Raw genomic sequence first — 14,331 nt, forward strand, 5'->3', positions numbered from 1 at the left:
TATGGGCGACAACAATCGCAATGGGCGATCAAAAACAGATGTTTTGGGTTTTTATGCCCTAATGTTGTCTTTGTTTTTTGTGATTGCGATGGCGTTTTTTCATTTATTTGAAAAAGCACCACTGTTTACAATAAGTTCTGCCATTGCATTATTTCTTTACACAAAACGCCAAAAGGCAATACGCAAAAAACGGTTGGTTTATTACCTTTTTTTGAGTTCTACCGCCATATCATTTACCTGTATTGTGCATGGTGTTGGTACAGCCAATGGCTCATTCAGTTTATTTTTGGGTTATATCTTGGCTTTTGGTTTGTTTTGTGTATTTTGTATGATTATTGATTATTTTAGAGATGAATAACCCCAATAACCCCTTGACAGCAAGGGGTTATTTATTTAGAAAAGTCCGAACAGTGTGTTTATGCTCTGCAACGGGGGCTGATGAACCAATAAACCCCCACAAGGTTCGCACGCCTTAACATTTCCCCTTACAATAATCCTTACATTCTGTATGTAAGGATTTTTTTATGCAAAACACTATCCGAGCCAAAGGCGAGTACTTTGAGCGTATCAATGGCGGTGAGTGGGTCAAGTCGGATAATCTGGTTACCGATGAAGGGCTGACTCATATCCTAAACGTGGCATTTGGCACGACGCCAAAGCCCCAAGCCTACTATGTCGCTCTATATGGTGCGTCTGCCACACCACAAGCGAACTGGACGGCACAGAACTTTGCCAGTACAGCAAGCGAGATTGTGAGCATGAGTGAGGGCTATAACAGTGCCACACGCCCCAAATGGACACCTGAGAACACCAGTAGCAACAGCATTGACAGTATGAAATCGGCGGCGGTGTTTAATATCGTAACCGACAGCACGCTGACGGTACAGGGTGCAGGGCTAATCACGTCTGCCAATAAAGGCAGTACGGACGGTGTGCTGGTGTCTGCCATTAAGTTTAATGCCCCACGCACGTTCCAAAATGGCGATGTGTACGAAATCGGCTATCGGATTAGTCTGACGGTGTGATATGCACGCCCAACGTCCCTATGGTCTTGCCGTGTATGGCGGTGAGCTGAGCGATGATGACCTAGCATTCATTGACAGTATCGCCAAACGGCTAACCAACATCAAACGCACAGGCGAGCTTGATAGCCTAAAACTGGTGTACGACCTGCCTGATGGTGGGGCGGTCATCGTCTATGACATGGGCGGTGTGTTTCGTGCCATTGCCAACAAACCTGCCCCCACGCCCCAAGATGATGAACATGACTACATGGCACACAGTCATATCCCCATGCTGTATAGCGGTGTGGTGGTGCGTAGTATCGTGGGGCGTGATGAAGGCGTGATATTGCACATGACCGAGTGGACAAAGCGTAGGATAGGCGAGTATCGAGATAACTACAAGCCACTGACACAAATGGAGTTTCGGCGGTTTGTCATCGACTATCACAACCGTGTGCGTGAGTTTGAGCCAAACCCGCCACCGCCCAAAAAACATACTCAATACACCCGCCAACGCCCGACATGGTATAGCGGAAGCATGGCAAAGGTCATGCAAATCGTGGGTGGCTATGGACGGCAGGATTTGGAAAACTTGCCTGATAAGTATTGGGAGCGTGCGACCATCAAACTGCCCTACAAGGTCAAACAAGCCATAGATAATGAATTAAAGGACAAACTGCTCCCTGCCTACACAGGCTATCCGCCCAAAGACGGACAATATCAATACGACTATAAACACAGTCTGACACATGGCGTGGGGTTTGATGACGAAAACAAGCCTTGGCTGTTGTCCATCAGTCGCAAGGGGGTATATGCCATGCCCCTACCTATGATACCTGCAACCACAACAACCGCTTATCGTGAATGGATAGAAAGCGTGGGCGATAGCGAGATACTCTCCATACTTGACACCTTTGGCGGACTGCCCAGTGGTGAGAGCTTTCCCACAAAAGAAAGCGATTTTAAGGCGTGGGAGCGAGCAGGTGTGATTATAAAAGTATGCGATACGGCGGATTTTTATGATCATATCGCCTATTCAACCGCCTGTGGCTGGTCGCTTAATTCGCTGGGTACGGAGGGTTATAACACCTGCTATGACTATGATGGGCAAGGCATTCCAATGGGCTACACCTACCATCTTTCTTTAAAGCTTGCACCAAGGCAAACAAACAACAAAAAACCGCAAGATGTATTGAACGCCCATCAAAAAGACAAACTCAATGCTTATTTAAGTGAACTTAACAAATCCCTTAAAAAGGGCAGTGCCAAAACCGCTGCCATTCACTATAAAATCAAGCGACTAAGCGACGTAGAATTATATGAAAAAATTGGCATGAGTGCCGAAGACTGGGAAAATCTCACCCTTGAACCCATTGCCAAGCACACAGGTCAGGTCAGAAAGGTCTATGAGGGGTTATTGTACCACCCTAATAAATTCGAGTTTCAGCCACAGATTAAATTCCCAGAACCCATGCTGCACGGCTGCGTGTCTTTTGATTTTAGTGTGTTAGATGGCTATCCTAAGCCAAGCCCTGCACCAAAATGTGATACGGTGATGTTCGCTTATTATGCCGATGATGATTTAAAGGTGGTTAAGTATTTTTATAATGACGAGAAATTCACCCAAGATAAAGAGAGTACCTTTGAAGACGTGATGATTGTAGGAAATTGGTATGAGATTACCTATGGCAAAACCAGCGGATTGATGGGTAATTTTTACCATAGCGAGATGGATGACCGCCAAGCAGTAAGCGATACCATGACACGCACCGACATCACAGGCAAAGATTTGGGTTATGGCAACCCTGCATTTACCACCCCACCGATTTTGTGGAAATGGGGAAAATTAACCAGGGCAAGATATTATAGCTACAAGACTGAAAAAACTTCGATATCAAATTACAGTCTGTCTGTTGCCATTTGCGTTCCTTATTTTGCCAGAAATGCAGTCATTTATGCTTACGGCGAAGGTAGTGACAGCACTTCCTACTCTGAAAAAATGGAAAGACGGTCGGTACCTGACCCTAGAAGTTATGGCATATGGACTTATGACCCTGCATTTCATTTTAGGGGTAAAAGCGGTATTGGTCGTCCAAGCCCCAAGACAGGCGACAAGGTCTATGTCAATTATGACCCATCAGAAGACTATCATTATGACAAATATTCATGGTTTTCTGATAGCGGGGATTGGTTTGGGGTATCAGAAGGGGGTTACAAAGATGTCAGTTGGCTCGCCATCTATACTGACCGTAAGGCATCACAAAAAAACATTGGCGGAGTGACAGTGGGCGGCGAAGCCCCAGAGATAGAGACCTATGAAAAGCGCTCACGCACTTATGCTGACAGCAAATACCGCATGCACTTATCCATCGGTGACAAGATATGGTTTGTACACAACAACCGCCCTGATTCTTGGTATTTTCAAATCTCGCCCATGATGATGGGTGGTAGCTTGGCGTATTTTTATCGTGATATTGCCAAAAACCTAATGGGCGAGACCGAATACAGCAACGTATCAGAGCAGGTAAACGGCAAACGAAAAGTGTGGGGCAACAGTCAATTTATAAACAGCGTGGGGCATGATACCGCTCATCACTTTATCGGAGTAATCAATGAGTAATTATAGAGATGACCTGGTGGACGTCATCACGGTGCGAGCTGATACCACGTCCAAAATCAAGATAATGATAGATGAGCGTATCGCCACAAGCGACCGTTTGGGCAGTGCCAACAAAGACACCCTAAATGAGAGCATAAATATCACAGACGGCATGGGCGATAGCGTGGGTGTGGCGTTCTTTGATGAGCTGATGATAAGTGCTACTGTCACAGATAAAAAAATCAGGCGTGAACTTATTACCGAGATTATCAAGGCAAGTGATGGCGTACACCGTATCTATCGTGAGAGCCTATCTGATGATGTGGGGATTGATGATGACATTAGGCAAATACTCATCGCCACAGACACGATAAATGACACGGTAGGCGTGCAGGATAATAACACCCACACCATAAAAAACCGTCTGATAGACACCGTTGGCATATCGGCAGGCGTGGACAATAACCGCCAAATCCAAGACCGCCTAACAGACAATATGACCACCCACGACCGCCTGATGTTCGCCATGCGTGAACAGATAAATGACACACTAAGGGCTGATGATAGGACAACTGATAAAAACACCGCCACAAATGAGCTAATTGCACGGATTGTGGTGGGCGATGACGTGAGTGAAGTGTTTATCAAGCGGTCAAGCCTAGACGATACTATCAAGGTGGGCGATGAGATATGGGATAAATTGACGGCTAGGGACAACCTACACGAGCGAGCCATGATAGCCGTCATGGACGAGCTAATCCATGACGATGACGGCATGGCGTGGACGATGAACACCGTCAATCAAGCCATGAGCCAGTACAATCCCTACAACGTGAACCGCCTGGCTGTCATCAATGGTGTACTGTATGGCGAAGGCAAGGACGGTATTTATCGCTTAGATGGGGCAGATGAGAGCATGACCGCCATACTCATCACCGATAAGCTAGACTATGGCGAAAATCTCATCAAGCCGTCCTATGCCTACACCGAATACCGCACCGATGGCACAATGAGACTTACTGTACACACCACGCAAAAGGGTGTGGCACAAGCCTACACTTATGCCCTACCAAAAGAGCGAGCTGATGAGATGACGAACGGGCGGTTTGTCTTTGGGCGTGGGCTATATGGACGGCAGTTCGCCTACACGCTAGCAATCACGGCAAAACAGGCGTTATTGCACGACCTAAACATACATTTTGAACAAACACGTAGGAGATTATAATGTCATTTTATGCTGATGGTAGCGTGATGGGCGAAGCGGTTGATGTTGTTACCACAAAATTAAAAGAGCTAAAAATACTCTCTGACCAATACAATGCCACACTTACCAAATCACTGGCGGACATTGGCAACATCAAAATAGACGATGTGCCAGCACCGACACCGATAGACCTACCGCCGATTGATATCCCCACGGTGGACATCTCGGACGCTCCAAGTTATGTTGAGAAAGTGCTGGCTGTGCCTGACATGCCTGTGTTGTATGACTTAGACGGCATATTACAAGGGCTAGATGACATCGATATTAGCCTAGGCGATATGCCAAACGCACCGCATGACCCCCTGCTTAATATCCCCAATGCTCCAACACTCAAAGAGATAGGCGTACCTGCTAAGCCGTCCTTTGATATGGCGGTCAATCTACCACCAACGCCTGTCATTGACCGCATTAACCTACCGACACGCCCCAATGTCAATACCGACATCGAGCTACCGACACCGCCTGACATGAGCTTGCCCCAGATGGCACAGTTATTTGACATCAGCGTGCCTGAATGGGACGAGCCGATACTGCCCGAATGGGACGAGACGGTGGCAAGGCAACTAGACCCTGCCAAATTCACGTTCAATCACGACTGGTGGGACGAACAAGAATACCAGTCGGAGCTGTACGATAAGCTCCTGACTGCCGCCAAAAATATGCTAGACCCTACCAAAATCGGTCATTTTGGGTTGCCTGATGGGGTGGTTAATGCCTTGTTTAACAAGCCTCGTGAACGACTAGCAAGAGAGACCAAGCGAGCCATGCAAGAGGTAACAACACGGTGGGCGAGTCGTGGGTTTAGTCTGCCGTCTGGCGTGCTAGACAAGCAAATCAGTGCAATCTTAGATGATGAAAATATCAAAGTATCAGAACTCAATGCTGAGATATTTGTCAATGCGACAAAGGAGCAAATGGAACAGCTTAGGTTTGCCATCACGCAGGGCTTAGCACTCGAACAGCACACCTTTAACATCTTTGATAATATGGTCAAAAGAATGTTTGATGTGGCAAGATACAATGCTGAAGCCGAGTTTAAGTTGCTGGACTATCATATCCAAGTGTTTAACGCTAATAACGACAGCTACCACCATACGGTAGATATTTATAAGGCAAAACTAGAAGCAGTGTTATCCAAACTGACCATTTTTAAGGCAAAAATAGACGCTCAAAGTGCCATAGGGCAGTTAAACGGGCAACTGCTAGAAATCTATAAAGCCAAGCTACAAGGCGTGCAGATGAATGCCGAAGTATTCAAAACACTCATGCAAGGGGCAGGGGTCAAAATGGACGCCATTAAAACCCAAATAGAAGCCTACCGCACCGACCTGCAAGCCTATGGCGAAGCATTAAATGGCGAAAAACTCAAATTTGAACTGTACAAAACACGACTAGACGGCGAAAACGTCAAGGCGGACATTGGCAAAACCCACGCCCAAATCTATGCCACCCAAATGGACGCTTATAAAACACAAGTGGAGAGCGAAAACCGCAAGCTAGATGCCTATGACAGTATCGTCAAGGGCGAGCTTGCCAAAGTGCAAATCTATGACACTCAGGTCAAAGCATATGCCGAACGGCTAAGAGCGTATCAGTCGCAGGGGGATTTGGGGCTAAAACAAATCCAAATCAAAACCGACATCGCCAAAGCCTATCTGTCCAAATACGGAGCGGAGCTTGACGGCTATAAAGCCAATCTACAAGCCAATCTGTCTGCCGTGCAAAACCATACCGAGACGTTTAGGGCAAGTGTGGACGCATGGCGAAGCAAAATCCAAATGCAGGTAACAGGGCTAGAAACACAGTCTAAGTGGACGGACATGCAGACACGCACCAACATCGCCCACAGTGAAATGCAGATGAAGCAGTACGAAGCCCTGATGAAAAACGCCCAAACCAAAGCCCAAATCGCCTTAGAGAGTGCCAAAGCGGTGGGCGGTTATGCTGCACAGCTGGCGGCGGGGGCGATGAGTGCAGGGCATATCTCAGCGAGTATCTCGGCAAGTGGCTCAGCAAGTAACAGTGTAAGCAAGAGCGAAAGCACCAGTACCAGTCATAATTATAGCTACTAACCCCTACAAGGTTGGGCATATAAGGGGTGGGGCGATACAATGGGGGCAAAACTAGGAGTTGATATGATTGAATCATTACAGGGGCTACACGCCCCATTTATCCCGTCATGGGCGGGGGTATGGGTCTTTGCCTTTTTGGGCGGTATGGCTACCGCCTTTATTAGAATAGGCGATATAGACGGCAGACTGTCCTACCCCTTTATCTCAAAACCACTCATTGGCACAGTAACGGGTGTGGCGATTGCCATGATAATCAATGGTCAAGCTGAACCACCGCCTGTGAACCTTGCCTTTTGGTCGTTCTTTGGCTCGGTGTGTAGCACGCCCATTATGACGGGTTTTTTGGTGTTTATCTCTGACCAAAAACGGCAAAACGAGCTTTATAAATCCGCCCAAGATAAATTCGTTCCGTGGAGTAAAAAGGGGGAGCGTGATGAGTGATGTGGTGCTATTTAATGCCCTGATGTGCTTAGTGGGCTTTGGGGTGGGAGCTTATACCTTTATCAAACACCTAAACGCCTTTCATAAGGGGGCAAAAACGCCAACGGCAGATGCGTGGCTGGTGGCAGTGGGGACAATGGGGTGGAGCGTGCTGTTGTATGCCAGTATCGATGACCCTGTCATCACAGGCATAGAAATGGTGAGCCGTGTGCTGATATTTGTTTATTGGCTTGGCACGCTACTTAGAGTGCAAAAGCATTGCCTACGGCTTAGACAACGCTTTAAAAAATCCTAAGACAAACCCCCAAACCTAAACGGCTTGGGGGTTTTACTAGGGGGTAGGCATAAGCCAAGAATAGACCCTAGAATGTGGAGTACCGTATAGGATTTGCACCTATCTAAAACAGGTTTGCAATCTGTTGCATAACTACTCTGCCAACGGTACACAGATGGTAGTTCCGACAGGAATTGAACCTATATTGTCGCCTTATCAGGGCGGTGTTCTACCATTGAACTACGGAACTATGGTGCTGTCAGTAAGACTTGCACTTACAACCTACCGCTTACAAGGCGGTTGCTCTGCCTATTGAGCTATGACAGCTTGGTGGGTGCGGTTGGACTTGAACCAACAAGCTATGGTGGGCGTCGGGTTTACAGCCCGATGGGGTTACCAATTTTCCTACACACCCTAAATAAATTGGCGGACAGCAATGGACTTGCACCATACTCGCTATTAACGAGCCAAACACTTAGCAGGTGTCGCCTTACCTTGTAAGGTTTACTATCCGAAATCTGCATTTTTATGTTGGTTTGTTAGTTCGGTAGCTACAACGAACAATCACAATCTCTCTCACTACGAGTCACAACAGGTTGAATGCAGAAACCTACGTCTTTTACAATTTGGCGGAGAGTAAAGGAGTCGAACCCTCAGCGTTTCCGCTGGCACGGTTTTCAAGACCGCTTTGTACCCAGTACGCTACTCTCCAAAATCAGTAGCAAAGGGCGGACTTGAACCGCCGACCTTGTGGTTATGAGCCACACGAGCTACCAACTGCTCTACCCTGCTATGTGCATATTATAGCAGGGCTTGTTTTTCTTTTTTTACCGTTTAACATAAGAAATATACCTTTTATCATAAAAGTACTCATTTAAGTAATAATGAGTAAATTTTTACTTGCTTTATATACTCAAATTGAGTATTATACACCCATCAAGACGAGATGACCACTTGAACACTATTTAACAGTTTGCAGTTAGGAAACCGTGCGATATAACGGAACCAAGCTAATCAGCCATTGGCAACTTGTCAGCATTACTTAACAGTTGCCAATCACGGATTAACTTGTAGGAGAGCATCATGATTGATGAAATCAGCCCAAGCCATGCGGTTGTCGCACTAGACATATTAGATGAATGTATCTGGGCAGAGCTTGCCCTAGAGCATGAATGCGAGCGGATGTGTGATGATGATTACACCCGTGAGTATTTTTGGAACCAGTACCACCCCATCATTACCGACATACAGGGCATAGACGATGACGGGGAGTACTACCCCATGCCATATCATCTGGCAGAGATTATAAAAGAACGCCTTGATTGTGATGAGTTTTATGATGCTTATCAAGGCTGTTTTGATGACAATTTTAAATGGGGCGAGAACACGTCCCGATACTACTAAGGAGCAGGTATGAAATTAAAAGACTTAAAAAATCGCCGATTGGTTCGCTTCATCGGTGGTTTTGAAGTGTTTAAGGTAACACGTAGAGACACCGTAGCTTATGGCAAGATTGTTTATTTGCTAGACATGACAGGCAAACCACGGTATGACTTTCGTACTCACAATCAAGACCGTGAAGTAAATTTGGAGTATGTATGAAAAAATCAGATTTGATTGGTGGGGCGATAGCATATATCGCCCTTGTGGTTATTGTGTATCAGTGTATCTTTGGGTGGGCAGAGCATACGGCAGATGATAACAGCCGTGTGGCACAAGAAACTTATATCAGCCATGCCGATAAGGTCATGATTGAGATGATGGAGAAAAAAGATGAACGATAGAGACTATCAAGACTTTTTGGACAGCTTGCCAGATGACATCCAAGCGGAGATGGAGAGCGACTACTACGAGTATGAACGCTATCTGTATGAGACAGGGCAAGCATTTGATGAATTGCCGTTTTAATACTGGTTAAAATTTTTAGGAATATTTTATGAACCTTTACCAAATCCAAGAAAACATCAGCGAGCGTTTAGAACGCTTGCAAGAACGCTTAGACAATGGCGAGCTACCACCGCCCGATGACAGCGAAGTGCAGGAGCTTTTGGGGCTAATTGAAGGCGATTTGGCGGATAAATTAGAAGCCTACCGCTATGTGGCACTCAACAAAAAAGCCCAAGAAAAATCCTACAAGGATGAAATCGCCAAGCTCCAACAGGGCAGAAAGTCAGTATCAAACAGCCTTGACCGCCTAGAAAATGCCATTCTTATGGCGATAAAAGCAAGCGGACAAAAGAAATTTGAATTTGCCACAGGTTCGGTAGCGATACACAAATCTCCCGAAAGCGTTCGGCTTGACATTGACCCTAAGCACCTACCGCCCGAATTTCAAAAAGTAACGGTAGAAGCAGATACCGCCGCCATTAAGAAGTTTTTAAAAGACGGTGGCGAGATTAAGGGCGTAACACTGGTGCAAGGCGAGCATTTGAGAATTAAATAGGAGCAAGGCAATGTGCGAAAATCTTAAAATTTGGAATAAAGTTAAGCAAGTACCGCCCCAATTTTTAAAACCGATTGGCTTTGGAAAATTAAAGGGCAAATCAGACATTAACCCCCAATGGCGGTTGATGGCGATGACACAAGCCTTTGGGGCGGTTGGTCATGGTTGGAATTACCGCATTGTTAGAACTTGGAGCGAGCCGCACCCCAACGGCTCTGTGATGTGCTTTGCCGAAGTGGCAGTACAAACAAAACTTGATGGCGAATGGGGCAAAGAATTTAGCGGTATTGGTGGCTCGGAAATCATTGAGAGCAACAAAAACGGCTTACAGTCCAATGATGACGGCTACAAAATGGCGGTAACAGACGCCCTAAGTGTAGCATTTAAAGCCGTTGGTGTGGCAGGGGATATTTATTTGGGCAACTTTGACGGATCAAAATATGTCTCTGACTTATCCCAAGCCTTTGATGAGCCGATTAGTCAAGATGACTATGATAGCCTAATGGAAAAAATCAATAGCTTGTCCGAACAAGGCAGGAACACAGTCGCTAATGCCTTAAATCAAAGAAAATTGAAATTGTTAGACTTGCCAAAATCACAGTTAAGTGAGTTTTGGGGGTTTTTGAATAGCGTATGAGCTTAATCATGAAACAACAGCAATTTTTATCAGCGTAGGAGTTACATTGAAATGAATATTTTTTGTACTGCTTGTCAGTCAATAATAAAAGCAAGACTCACTACTGGTGCGGAAGTTTACCTACACCGAAAAGACTTGCATAACCTAAATTTTTGGATTTGCAATGATTGTAAAAATTTTGTCGGTTGTCATAAGTCAGGCGATGGCAAGAAACCACTCGGCAATATTGCAACACCGAAAATTAAAAAGATGAGACAACAAATCCATGCTCGCCTTGACCCGATTTGGCAAAGTGGGCGATACAAAAGAGCCGAAGTTTACAAGATTCTTAGTAATAAAATTGGCAAAGAGTATCACACCGCACTCATTGCAAGTGAAGAAGAAGCTGAGATGGTTTTAAAGTACATTCAAGAATTGGAGCTTAATCATGAAACAAAAATTTAAAGTGGGCGATTTGGTTTATTGTCCTTCCAAGACTAACCATAATCTTAACTTAGACAACAGCTTCATCGAATTAATCAGTAAAGTTAATCAATTTTACTGGGTATTCATGCACGAAGATATTAGTTGGTCATATGCTCAACCTATCAACCTTAAAACACTCAAAAAAATTGTCGATTATATCGATGGCGAGACAGTGACGGAGTGAGTGATGAGCTACCCACTTGATATTGAAAAAGAAACTATTGAATTGCAAAAATACCCCAATATGGAGCATGGTGTTATTAGTGAACCATGTGTTGTCTTAACCAATAAAGGGCGGGTTGCAATAGCTGAATTTACGATACATCAAGATAATAATGGCAAAATTTGGCACTGTTGGCACCAATTAACCAACCCACGCTTGAACGATGATAAAGACGGCGTGGATTTTGATAATGCTGTTGGTATCGATGTTGTCCAATGGCAATTTATTAATTTTTTTGGAGAAAATAAATGAAAAACGAACCTACCACCCTACCACATGACGGCATGAGCCGATTAAGCCAATCGGAGTGAATTATGAAAAAATATATCATCATTGGATATATCGGCATCCTATTGTTAATCATATCTTTTGTATACATGTTCTTATTGTTATTGGGTCAAATTCACCCTACACAAAATCAAAATATGATTTTCGTGGTTATTATTAGCTTATCGTTACCGTTACTTAATATGGCTATTAACGGTATTGACCGCCATAAACGCAAAACAGGAGTAAATCATGGCAAGTATCAATAAAGTCATCATTGTGGGTCGCTTAGGTCAAGACCCCGAAGTCCGTCAATTCCAAAATGGCGGTCAAGTCGCTAATCTGTCCATTGCTACTAGTGAGCGTTGGACAGACAAGCAGACAGGCGAACAAAAAGAAGCCACCGAATGGCATCGTGTCAGTCTGTTTAACCGCCTAGCAGAAATCGCAGGGCAGTATCTGTATAAGGGCAGTTTGGTGTATATCGAAGGCAGTTTGCACACTCGCAAATACACCGACCAACAAGGCATAGAGCGTTATAGTACCGAAGTGCGAGCCAGTCAAATGCAAATGCTACCGTCAGGTCAAAACAACCAACAGCAAGGCTATCCACAACAGGGGCAAAACACCGCCCCACAGGGACATGGGCAAAACGGCTTTACAGGTGGCATTCCCAATGAGTTCCAACCGCCCCACTATCAAACAGGGCAACCCCCTGCCTTTCCGCCCCAAAATGGTGAGCAAAACATGGGAAAGTGGTAACGCCCCCAGTTGGGGCATATAACATGCCGTTTTAACAATTAATTTTTTTCGCAACAAAGGTAAAACCTATGAACATCGACAACCTAACCTTGGGTCAAATCAAACAAATCCAAGCTTTGCTTGGCAATCACAGCACGCCATCGCAAGACGGACTAAATGCCATGCTTGGCAAAAAAGTCATTATCCGCACCTACTCAGCAGGGGTGTGGTTTGGCGAGCTTGAACAAAAAGCAGGCACAGAAGTCATCATAAAAAATGCCCGCAGAATGTGGAAATGGTGGGCAAAAGAAGGTATTAGTCTATCCGCTTGTGCATTGTACGGAATCAGACACAACGACTCAAAAATCGTAGAAGCAGTAGATAGTGTATGGCTTGAAGCGATTGAGATTATCCCTTGCACCGATGTTGCTATCAACTCATTGGAGAGTGCCCCCCATGTCAAAGCTCAATAAACCTGTTAGTAATGACTATGGCTACGGCAATGGCTATGGCAATGACTATGGCGACGGCAATGACTATGGCGACGGCAATGGCGACGGCAATGGCAATGGCTATGGAGACGGCGACGGCAATGGCAATGGCTATGGAGACGGCAATGGAGAGGGATGTTAAATGATTTTTGGCAACAGCTTTGGCAGTTTTGTAGGATTGATTATGTTTATTGCGACTGCATTATATAAACAGCTAACCACAGAAGTGATGGGGTTAGAACAAAATATTTACTTAGCAAATAGTCAAAGACTAGGGTTTTTTCCAGTTTTTGAGACAAAAGAACAGGCGAATAATTTTGCAAAAGATATGCTTATCGCACAGGGCATTGAAGTGAATATTATTGAGATTGATAAATTTGGTAAAGTTTTGGGGGTGGATTATGAACAATCCTAAATATTATTTGCAAGATGCTAGTTACTACCACGGCAACTACATGAACTGGTGGGCTAAGGGTCGCCAAGGCTATACTGCTAATCTTGATAACGCACATCAATTTACCAGAGCAGAAATCGCAGAAATGCAAGCTCGGGGAATGAGAAAGACTGATAAGCCGTGGCTATGTAGCTACATTGACGGTAAATCAGCACGTTGTGTTAATGTTTCGTTCGTCAGTTATGACGAAATGAAAGAGCAAGAAAGTATCTTGCTCAACGAAACAAATAATGGCTGGATAAGCGTTGATGATGATTTGCCTAATCCAGAACAGGAAATCAATTATCTTGACGATAATTTTGAACCCAAAAACTTTTATTTGGTTCAATTAAAGAGCGGATTGATTGATACTGTATATTATGCAACGATTTGTAATGATTGTGAATATATCAATGTTTTTATAAGTTGTACTGTCAATGTTAGAGAAAATCGTTATTTTGCCCAAGAGCGAGGCTTTAATGACTATAGAATTAACGAAGTTAAATTTTGGCAACCCATGCCACAATCGCCAAAGGAGCGAATGAATGACAACCATTGAAACAGACATCAATATCAGCGACCTAAACAAGTCAAACAAGCGTGGGCATGAATTATTAAGATATGCTTATGATGTATTGCAGTATGACGGCATTAAGCTACTACACACCGCCATACACGCTGGTGTATCACACGTTAATCACATCATGGCAAGCAGTATGCTAGGTTACAAACCTGCCACTTTGAGAAATTGGCACAGCCAAAGCAATGGACCTATCCAAACACGCATGATTAACGGTAAGCCCTTTTGGGCGGTTAAAGACATCAGGCAATTGTTAGGCGAGTAAAAAAAAGCCCAAGTTTATGCTTGGGCTTTTTATTTGAATGTTGGTTATTATATGGTTATTATTTTATTTTTGGTTATTTTTAAACACAAAAAAATCAAGGTCTCAATCTCTTAAAACCTTGATTTTATTCAT

22 protein-coding genes and 6 tRNA genes are annotated in these 14,331 nt (G+C 44.5%); 22 read left to right on the forward strand and 6 right to left on the reverse strand.

What is annotated here, in order from left to right; all coding sequences use genetic code 11:
- Position 1 precedes the first annotated feature (1 nt).
- The 7 genes from IM753_RS03280 (at position 2) to IM753_RS03310 (ending at position 7,675) form a co-directional block, all read left to right on the forward strand.
- A complete protein-coding gene (locus IM753_RS03280) occupies positions 2-358 on the forward strand; it encodes a hypothetical protein (RefSeq protein ID WP_194108661.1) in 357 nt (118 codons plus the stop codon).
- Between the two features lie 166 nt (positions 359-524).
- Complete coding sequence (locus tag IM753_RS03285) at positions 525-1,025, forward strand: hypothetical protein (protein ID WP_194108662.1); 501 nt, start codon at positions 525-527, stop codon at positions 1,023-1,025.
- Position 1,026: 1 nt separating this feature from the next.
- Positions 1,027-3,624, forward strand: coding sequence for a hypothetical protein (locus IM753_RS03290; RefSeq protein ID WP_194108663.1), 2,598 nt, complete (start codon positions 1,027-1,029; stop codon positions 3,622-3,624).
- On the forward strand, positions 3,617-4,828 hold the full coding sequence (locus IM753_RS03295; protein ID WP_194108664.1) for a hypothetical protein: 1,212 nt from the start codon (positions 3,617-3,619) through the stop codon (positions 4,826-4,828). The genes IM753_RS03290 and IM753_RS03295 overlap by 8 nt, the downstream gene beginning before the upstream one ends.
- Positions 4,828-6,939 carry a hypothetical protein gene (locus IM753_RS03300; protein WP_194108665.1) on the forward strand — a complete coding sequence of 704 codons (2,112 nt, stop codon included), beginning with the start codon at positions 4,828-4,830 and terminating at the stop codon, positions 6,937-6,939. The genes IM753_RS03295 and IM753_RS03300 overlap by 1 nt, the downstream gene beginning before the upstream one ends.
- A 63-nt stretch (positions 6,940-7,002) precedes the next feature.
- The gene (locus IM753_RS03305; RefSeq protein ID WP_194108666.1) at positions 7,003-7,380 is read left to right on the forward strand and encodes a hypothetical protein; all 378 of its coding nucleotides are present in this window, start codon (positions 7,003-7,005) and stop codon (positions 7,378-7,380) included.
- A complete protein-coding gene (locus IM753_RS03310; RefSeq protein ID WP_194108667.1) occupies positions 7,373-7,675 on the forward strand; it encodes a hypothetical protein in 303 nt (100 codons plus the stop codon). Before IM753_RS03305 ends, IM753_RS03310 begins: the two co-directional genes overlap by 8 nt.
- Positions 7,676-7,750: 75 nt before the next feature.
- Here the strand turns inward: IM753_RS03310 and IM753_RS03315 are convergent.
- From IM753_RS03315 to IM753_RS03340, 6 genes are all read right to left on the reverse strand, one after another.
- Positions 7,751-7,825: transfer RNA gene (locus IM753_RS03315), tRNA-Cys, on the reverse strand.
- A 5-nt stretch (positions 7,826-7,830) separates the two neighbouring features.
- Positions 7,831-7,904, reverse strand: a tRNA-Ile gene (locus IM753_RS03320).
- A gap of 1 nt (position 7,905) precedes the next feature.
- Positions 7,906-7,981 (reverse strand) — tRNA-Thr (locus tag IM753_RS03325).
- 1 nt (position 7,982) lies between these two features.
- A tRNA-Tyr gene (locus IM753_RS03330) sits at positions 7,983-8,069 on the reverse strand.
- A gap of 212 nt (positions 8,070-8,281) precedes the next feature.
- A tRNA-OTHER gene (locus IM753_RS03335) sits at positions 8,282-8,365 on the reverse strand.
- 8 nt (positions 8,366-8,373) lie between these two features.
- Positions 8,374-8,446, reverse strand: a tRNA-Met gene (locus IM753_RS03340).
- A gap of 291 nt (positions 8,447-8,737) precedes the next feature.
- Here IM753_RS03340 and IM753_RS03345 point away from each other — a divergent pair.
- The 15 genes from IM753_RS03345 to IM753_RS03415 all read left to right on the forward strand — a co-directional run bounded on the left by IM753_RS03345 (position 8,738) and on the right by IM753_RS03415 (position 14,199).
- A complete protein-coding gene (locus IM753_RS03345) occupies positions 8,738-9,058 on the forward strand; it encodes a hypothetical protein (protein WP_194108668.1) in 321 nt (106 codons plus the stop codon).
- 9 nt (positions 9,059-9,067) lie between these two features.
- The gene (locus tag IM753_RS03350; RefSeq protein ID WP_194108669.1) at positions 9,068-9,256 is read left to right on the forward strand and encodes a hypothetical protein; all 189 of its coding nucleotides are present in this window, start codon (positions 9,068-9,070) and stop codon (positions 9,254-9,256) included.
- Complete coding sequence (locus IM753_RS03355) at positions 9,253-9,438, forward strand: hypothetical protein (protein ID WP_194108670.1); 186 nt, start codon at positions 9,253-9,255, stop codon at positions 9,436-9,438. Before IM753_RS03350 ends, IM753_RS03355 begins: the two co-directional genes overlap by 4 nt.
- Complete coding sequence (locus tag IM753_RS13215) at positions 9,428-9,562, forward strand: hypothetical protein (protein WP_255518628.1); 135 nt, start codon at positions 9,428-9,430, stop codon at positions 9,560-9,562. The genes IM753_RS03355 and IM753_RS13215 overlap by 11 nt, the downstream gene beginning before the upstream one ends.
- A 28-nt stretch (positions 9,563-9,590) precedes the next feature.
- On the forward strand, positions 9,591-10,097 hold the full coding sequence (locus IM753_RS03360) for a siphovirus Gp157 family protein (RefSeq protein ID WP_194108671.1): 507 nt from the start codon (positions 9,591-9,593) through the stop codon (positions 10,095-10,097).
- Between the two features lie 10 nt (positions 10,098-10,107).
- Complete coding sequence (locus IM753_RS03365) at positions 10,108-10,734, forward strand: hypothetical protein (RefSeq protein WP_227713062.1); 627 nt, start codon at positions 10,108-10,110, stop codon at positions 10,732-10,734.
- Positions 10,735-10,785: 51 nt separating this feature from the next.
- Positions 10,786-11,178, forward strand: coding sequence for a zinc-finger-containing protein (locus IM753_RS03370; RefSeq protein WP_194108672.1), 393 nt, complete (start codon positions 10,786-10,788; stop codon positions 11,176-11,178).
- Positions 11,162-11,383, forward strand: coding sequence for a hypothetical protein (locus IM753_RS03375; protein ID WP_194108673.1), 222 nt, complete (start codon positions 11,162-11,164; stop codon positions 11,381-11,383). Before IM753_RS03370 ends, IM753_RS03375 begins: the two co-directional genes overlap by 17 nt.
- Positions 11,384-11,386: 3 nt before the next feature.
- On the forward strand, positions 11,387-11,674 hold the full coding sequence (locus tag IM753_RS03380; protein WP_062498419.1) for a hypothetical protein: 288 nt from the start codon (positions 11,387-11,389) through the stop codon (positions 11,672-11,674).
- Positions 11,675-11,941: 267 nt separating this feature from the next.
- Entirely contained in the window at positions 11,942-12,451 is a 510-nt protein-coding gene (locus IM753_RS03390; RefSeq protein ID WP_194108675.1) for a single-stranded DNA-binding protein, read from the forward strand.
- Between the two features lie 68 nt (positions 12,452-12,519).
- Positions 12,520-12,903: a hypothetical protein gene (locus IM753_RS03395; protein ID WP_194108676.1), complete on the forward strand. Its 384-nt coding sequence runs from the start codon at positions 12,520-12,522 to the stop codon at positions 12,901-12,903.
- Complete coding sequence (locus IM753_RS03400) at positions 12,887-13,063, forward strand: hypothetical protein (RefSeq protein ID WP_194108677.1); 177 nt, start codon at positions 12,887-12,889, stop codon at positions 13,061-13,063. The genes IM753_RS03395 and IM753_RS03400 overlap by 17 nt, the downstream gene beginning before the upstream one ends.
- Positions 13,064-13,336, forward strand: a complete 273-nt coding sequence (locus tag IM753_RS03405) for a hypothetical protein (RefSeq protein ID WP_194108678.1) — start codon at positions 13,064-13,066, stop codon at positions 13,334-13,336.
- Positions 13,337-13,376: 40 nt separating this feature from the next.
- Complete coding sequence (locus tag IM753_RS03410) at positions 13,377-13,913, forward strand: DUF551 domain-containing protein (RefSeq protein ID WP_194108679.1); 537 nt, start codon at positions 13,377-13,379, stop codon at positions 13,911-13,913.
- On the forward strand, positions 13,900-14,199 hold the full coding sequence (locus IM753_RS03415; protein ID WP_194108680.1) for a hypothetical protein: 300 nt from the start codon (positions 13,900-13,902) through the stop codon (positions 14,197-14,199). The genes IM753_RS03410 and IM753_RS03415 overlap by 14 nt, the downstream gene beginning before the upstream one ends.
- Positions 14,200-14,331: the final 132 nt, after the last annotated feature.

It is taken from the genome of Moraxella sp. K127, from assembly GCF_015223095.1.
GTDB lineage: Bacteria > Pseudomonadota > Gammaproteobacteria > Pseudomonadales > Moraxellaceae > Moraxella.

Excerpts from the sequence above, each read along its gene's own strand:
- IM753_RS03380 (WP_062498419.1), top strand. The coding sequence starts at position 11,387 with ATGAGCTACCCACTTGATATTGAAAAAGAAACTATTGAATTGCAAAAA.
- IM753_RS03290 (WP_194108663.1), top strand. The coding sequence starts at position 1,027 with ATGCACGCCCAACGTCCCTATGGTCTTGCCGTGTATGGCGGTGAGCTG.
- IM753_RS03405 (WP_194108678.1), top strand. The coding sequence starts at position 13,064 with ATGATTTTTGGCAACAGCTTTGGCAGTTTTGTAGGATTGATTATGTTT.
- IM753_RS03355 (WP_194108670.1), top strand. The coding sequence starts at position 9,253 with ATGAAAAAATCAGATTTGATTGGTGGGGCGATAGCATATATCGCCCTT.
- IM753_RS03280 (WP_194108661.1), top strand. The coding sequence starts at position 2 with ATGGGCGACAACAATCGCAATGGGCGATCAAAAACAGATGTTTTGGGT.
- IM753_RS03400 (WP_194108677.1), top strand. The coding sequence starts at position 12,887 with ATGTCAAAGCTCAATAAACCTGTTAGTAATGACTATGGCTACGGCAAT.
- IM753_RS03395 (WP_194108676.1), top strand. The coding sequence starts at position 12,520 with ATGAACATCGACAACCTAACCTTGGGTCAAATCAAACAAATCCAAGCT.
- IM753_RS03305 (WP_194108666.1), top strand. The coding sequence starts at position 7,003 with ATGATTGAATCATTACAGGGGCTACACGCCCCATTTATCCCGTCATGG.
- IM753_RS03390 (WP_194108675.1), top strand. The coding sequence starts at position 11,942 with ATGGCAAGTATCAATAAAGTCATCATTGTGGGTCGCTTAGGTCAAGAC.
- IM753_RS03350 (WP_194108669.1), top strand. The coding sequence starts at position 9,068 with ATGAAATTAAAAGACTTAAAAAATCGCCGATTGGTTCGCTTCATCGGT.
- IM753_RS03365 (WP_227713062.1), top strand. The coding sequence starts at position 10,108 with ATGTGCGAAAATCTTAAAATTTGGAATAAAGTTAAGCAAGTACCGCCC.
- IM753_RS03310 (WP_194108667.1), top strand. The coding sequence starts at position 7,373 with ATGAGTGATGTGGTGCTATTTAATGCCCTGATGTGCTTAGTGGGCTTT.
- IM753_RS03370 (WP_194108672.1), top strand. The coding sequence starts at position 10,786 with ATGAATATTTTTTGTACTGCTTGTCAGTCAATAATAAAAGCAAGACTC.
- IM753_RS03410 (WP_194108679.1), top strand. The coding sequence starts at position 13,377 with ATGAACTGGTGGGCTAAGGGTCGCCAAGGCTATACTGCTAATCTTGAT.
- IM753_RS03295 (WP_194108664.1), top strand. The coding sequence starts at position 3,617 with ATGAGTAATTATAGAGATGACCTGGTGGACGTCATCACGGTGCGAGCT.
- IM753_RS03360 (WP_194108671.1), top strand. The coding sequence starts at position 9,591 with ATGAACCTTTACCAAATCCAAGAAAACATCAGCGAGCGTTTAGAACGC.
- IM753_RS03415 (WP_194108680.1), top strand. The coding sequence starts at position 13,900 with ATGACAACCATTGAAACAGACATCAATATCAGCGACCTAAACAAGTCA.
- IM753_RS03375 (WP_194108673.1), top strand. The coding sequence starts at position 11,162 with ATGAAACAAAAATTTAAAGTGGGCGATTTGGTTTATTGTCCTTCCAAG.
- IM753_RS03300 (WP_194108665.1), top strand. The coding sequence starts at position 4,828 with ATGTCATTTTATGCTGATGGTAGCGTGATGGGCGAAGCGGTTGATGTT.
- IM753_RS03345 (WP_194108668.1), top strand. The coding sequence starts at position 8,738 with ATGATTGATGAAATCAGCCCAAGCCATGCGGTTGTCGCACTAGACATA.
- IM753_RS13215 (WP_255518628.1), top strand. The coding sequence starts at position 9,428 with ATGAACGATAGAGACTATCAAGACTTTTTGGACAGCTTGCCAGATGAC.
- IM753_RS03285 (WP_194108662.1), top strand. The coding sequence starts at position 525 with ATGCAAAACACTATCCGAGCCAAAGGCGAGTACTTTGAGCGTATCAAT.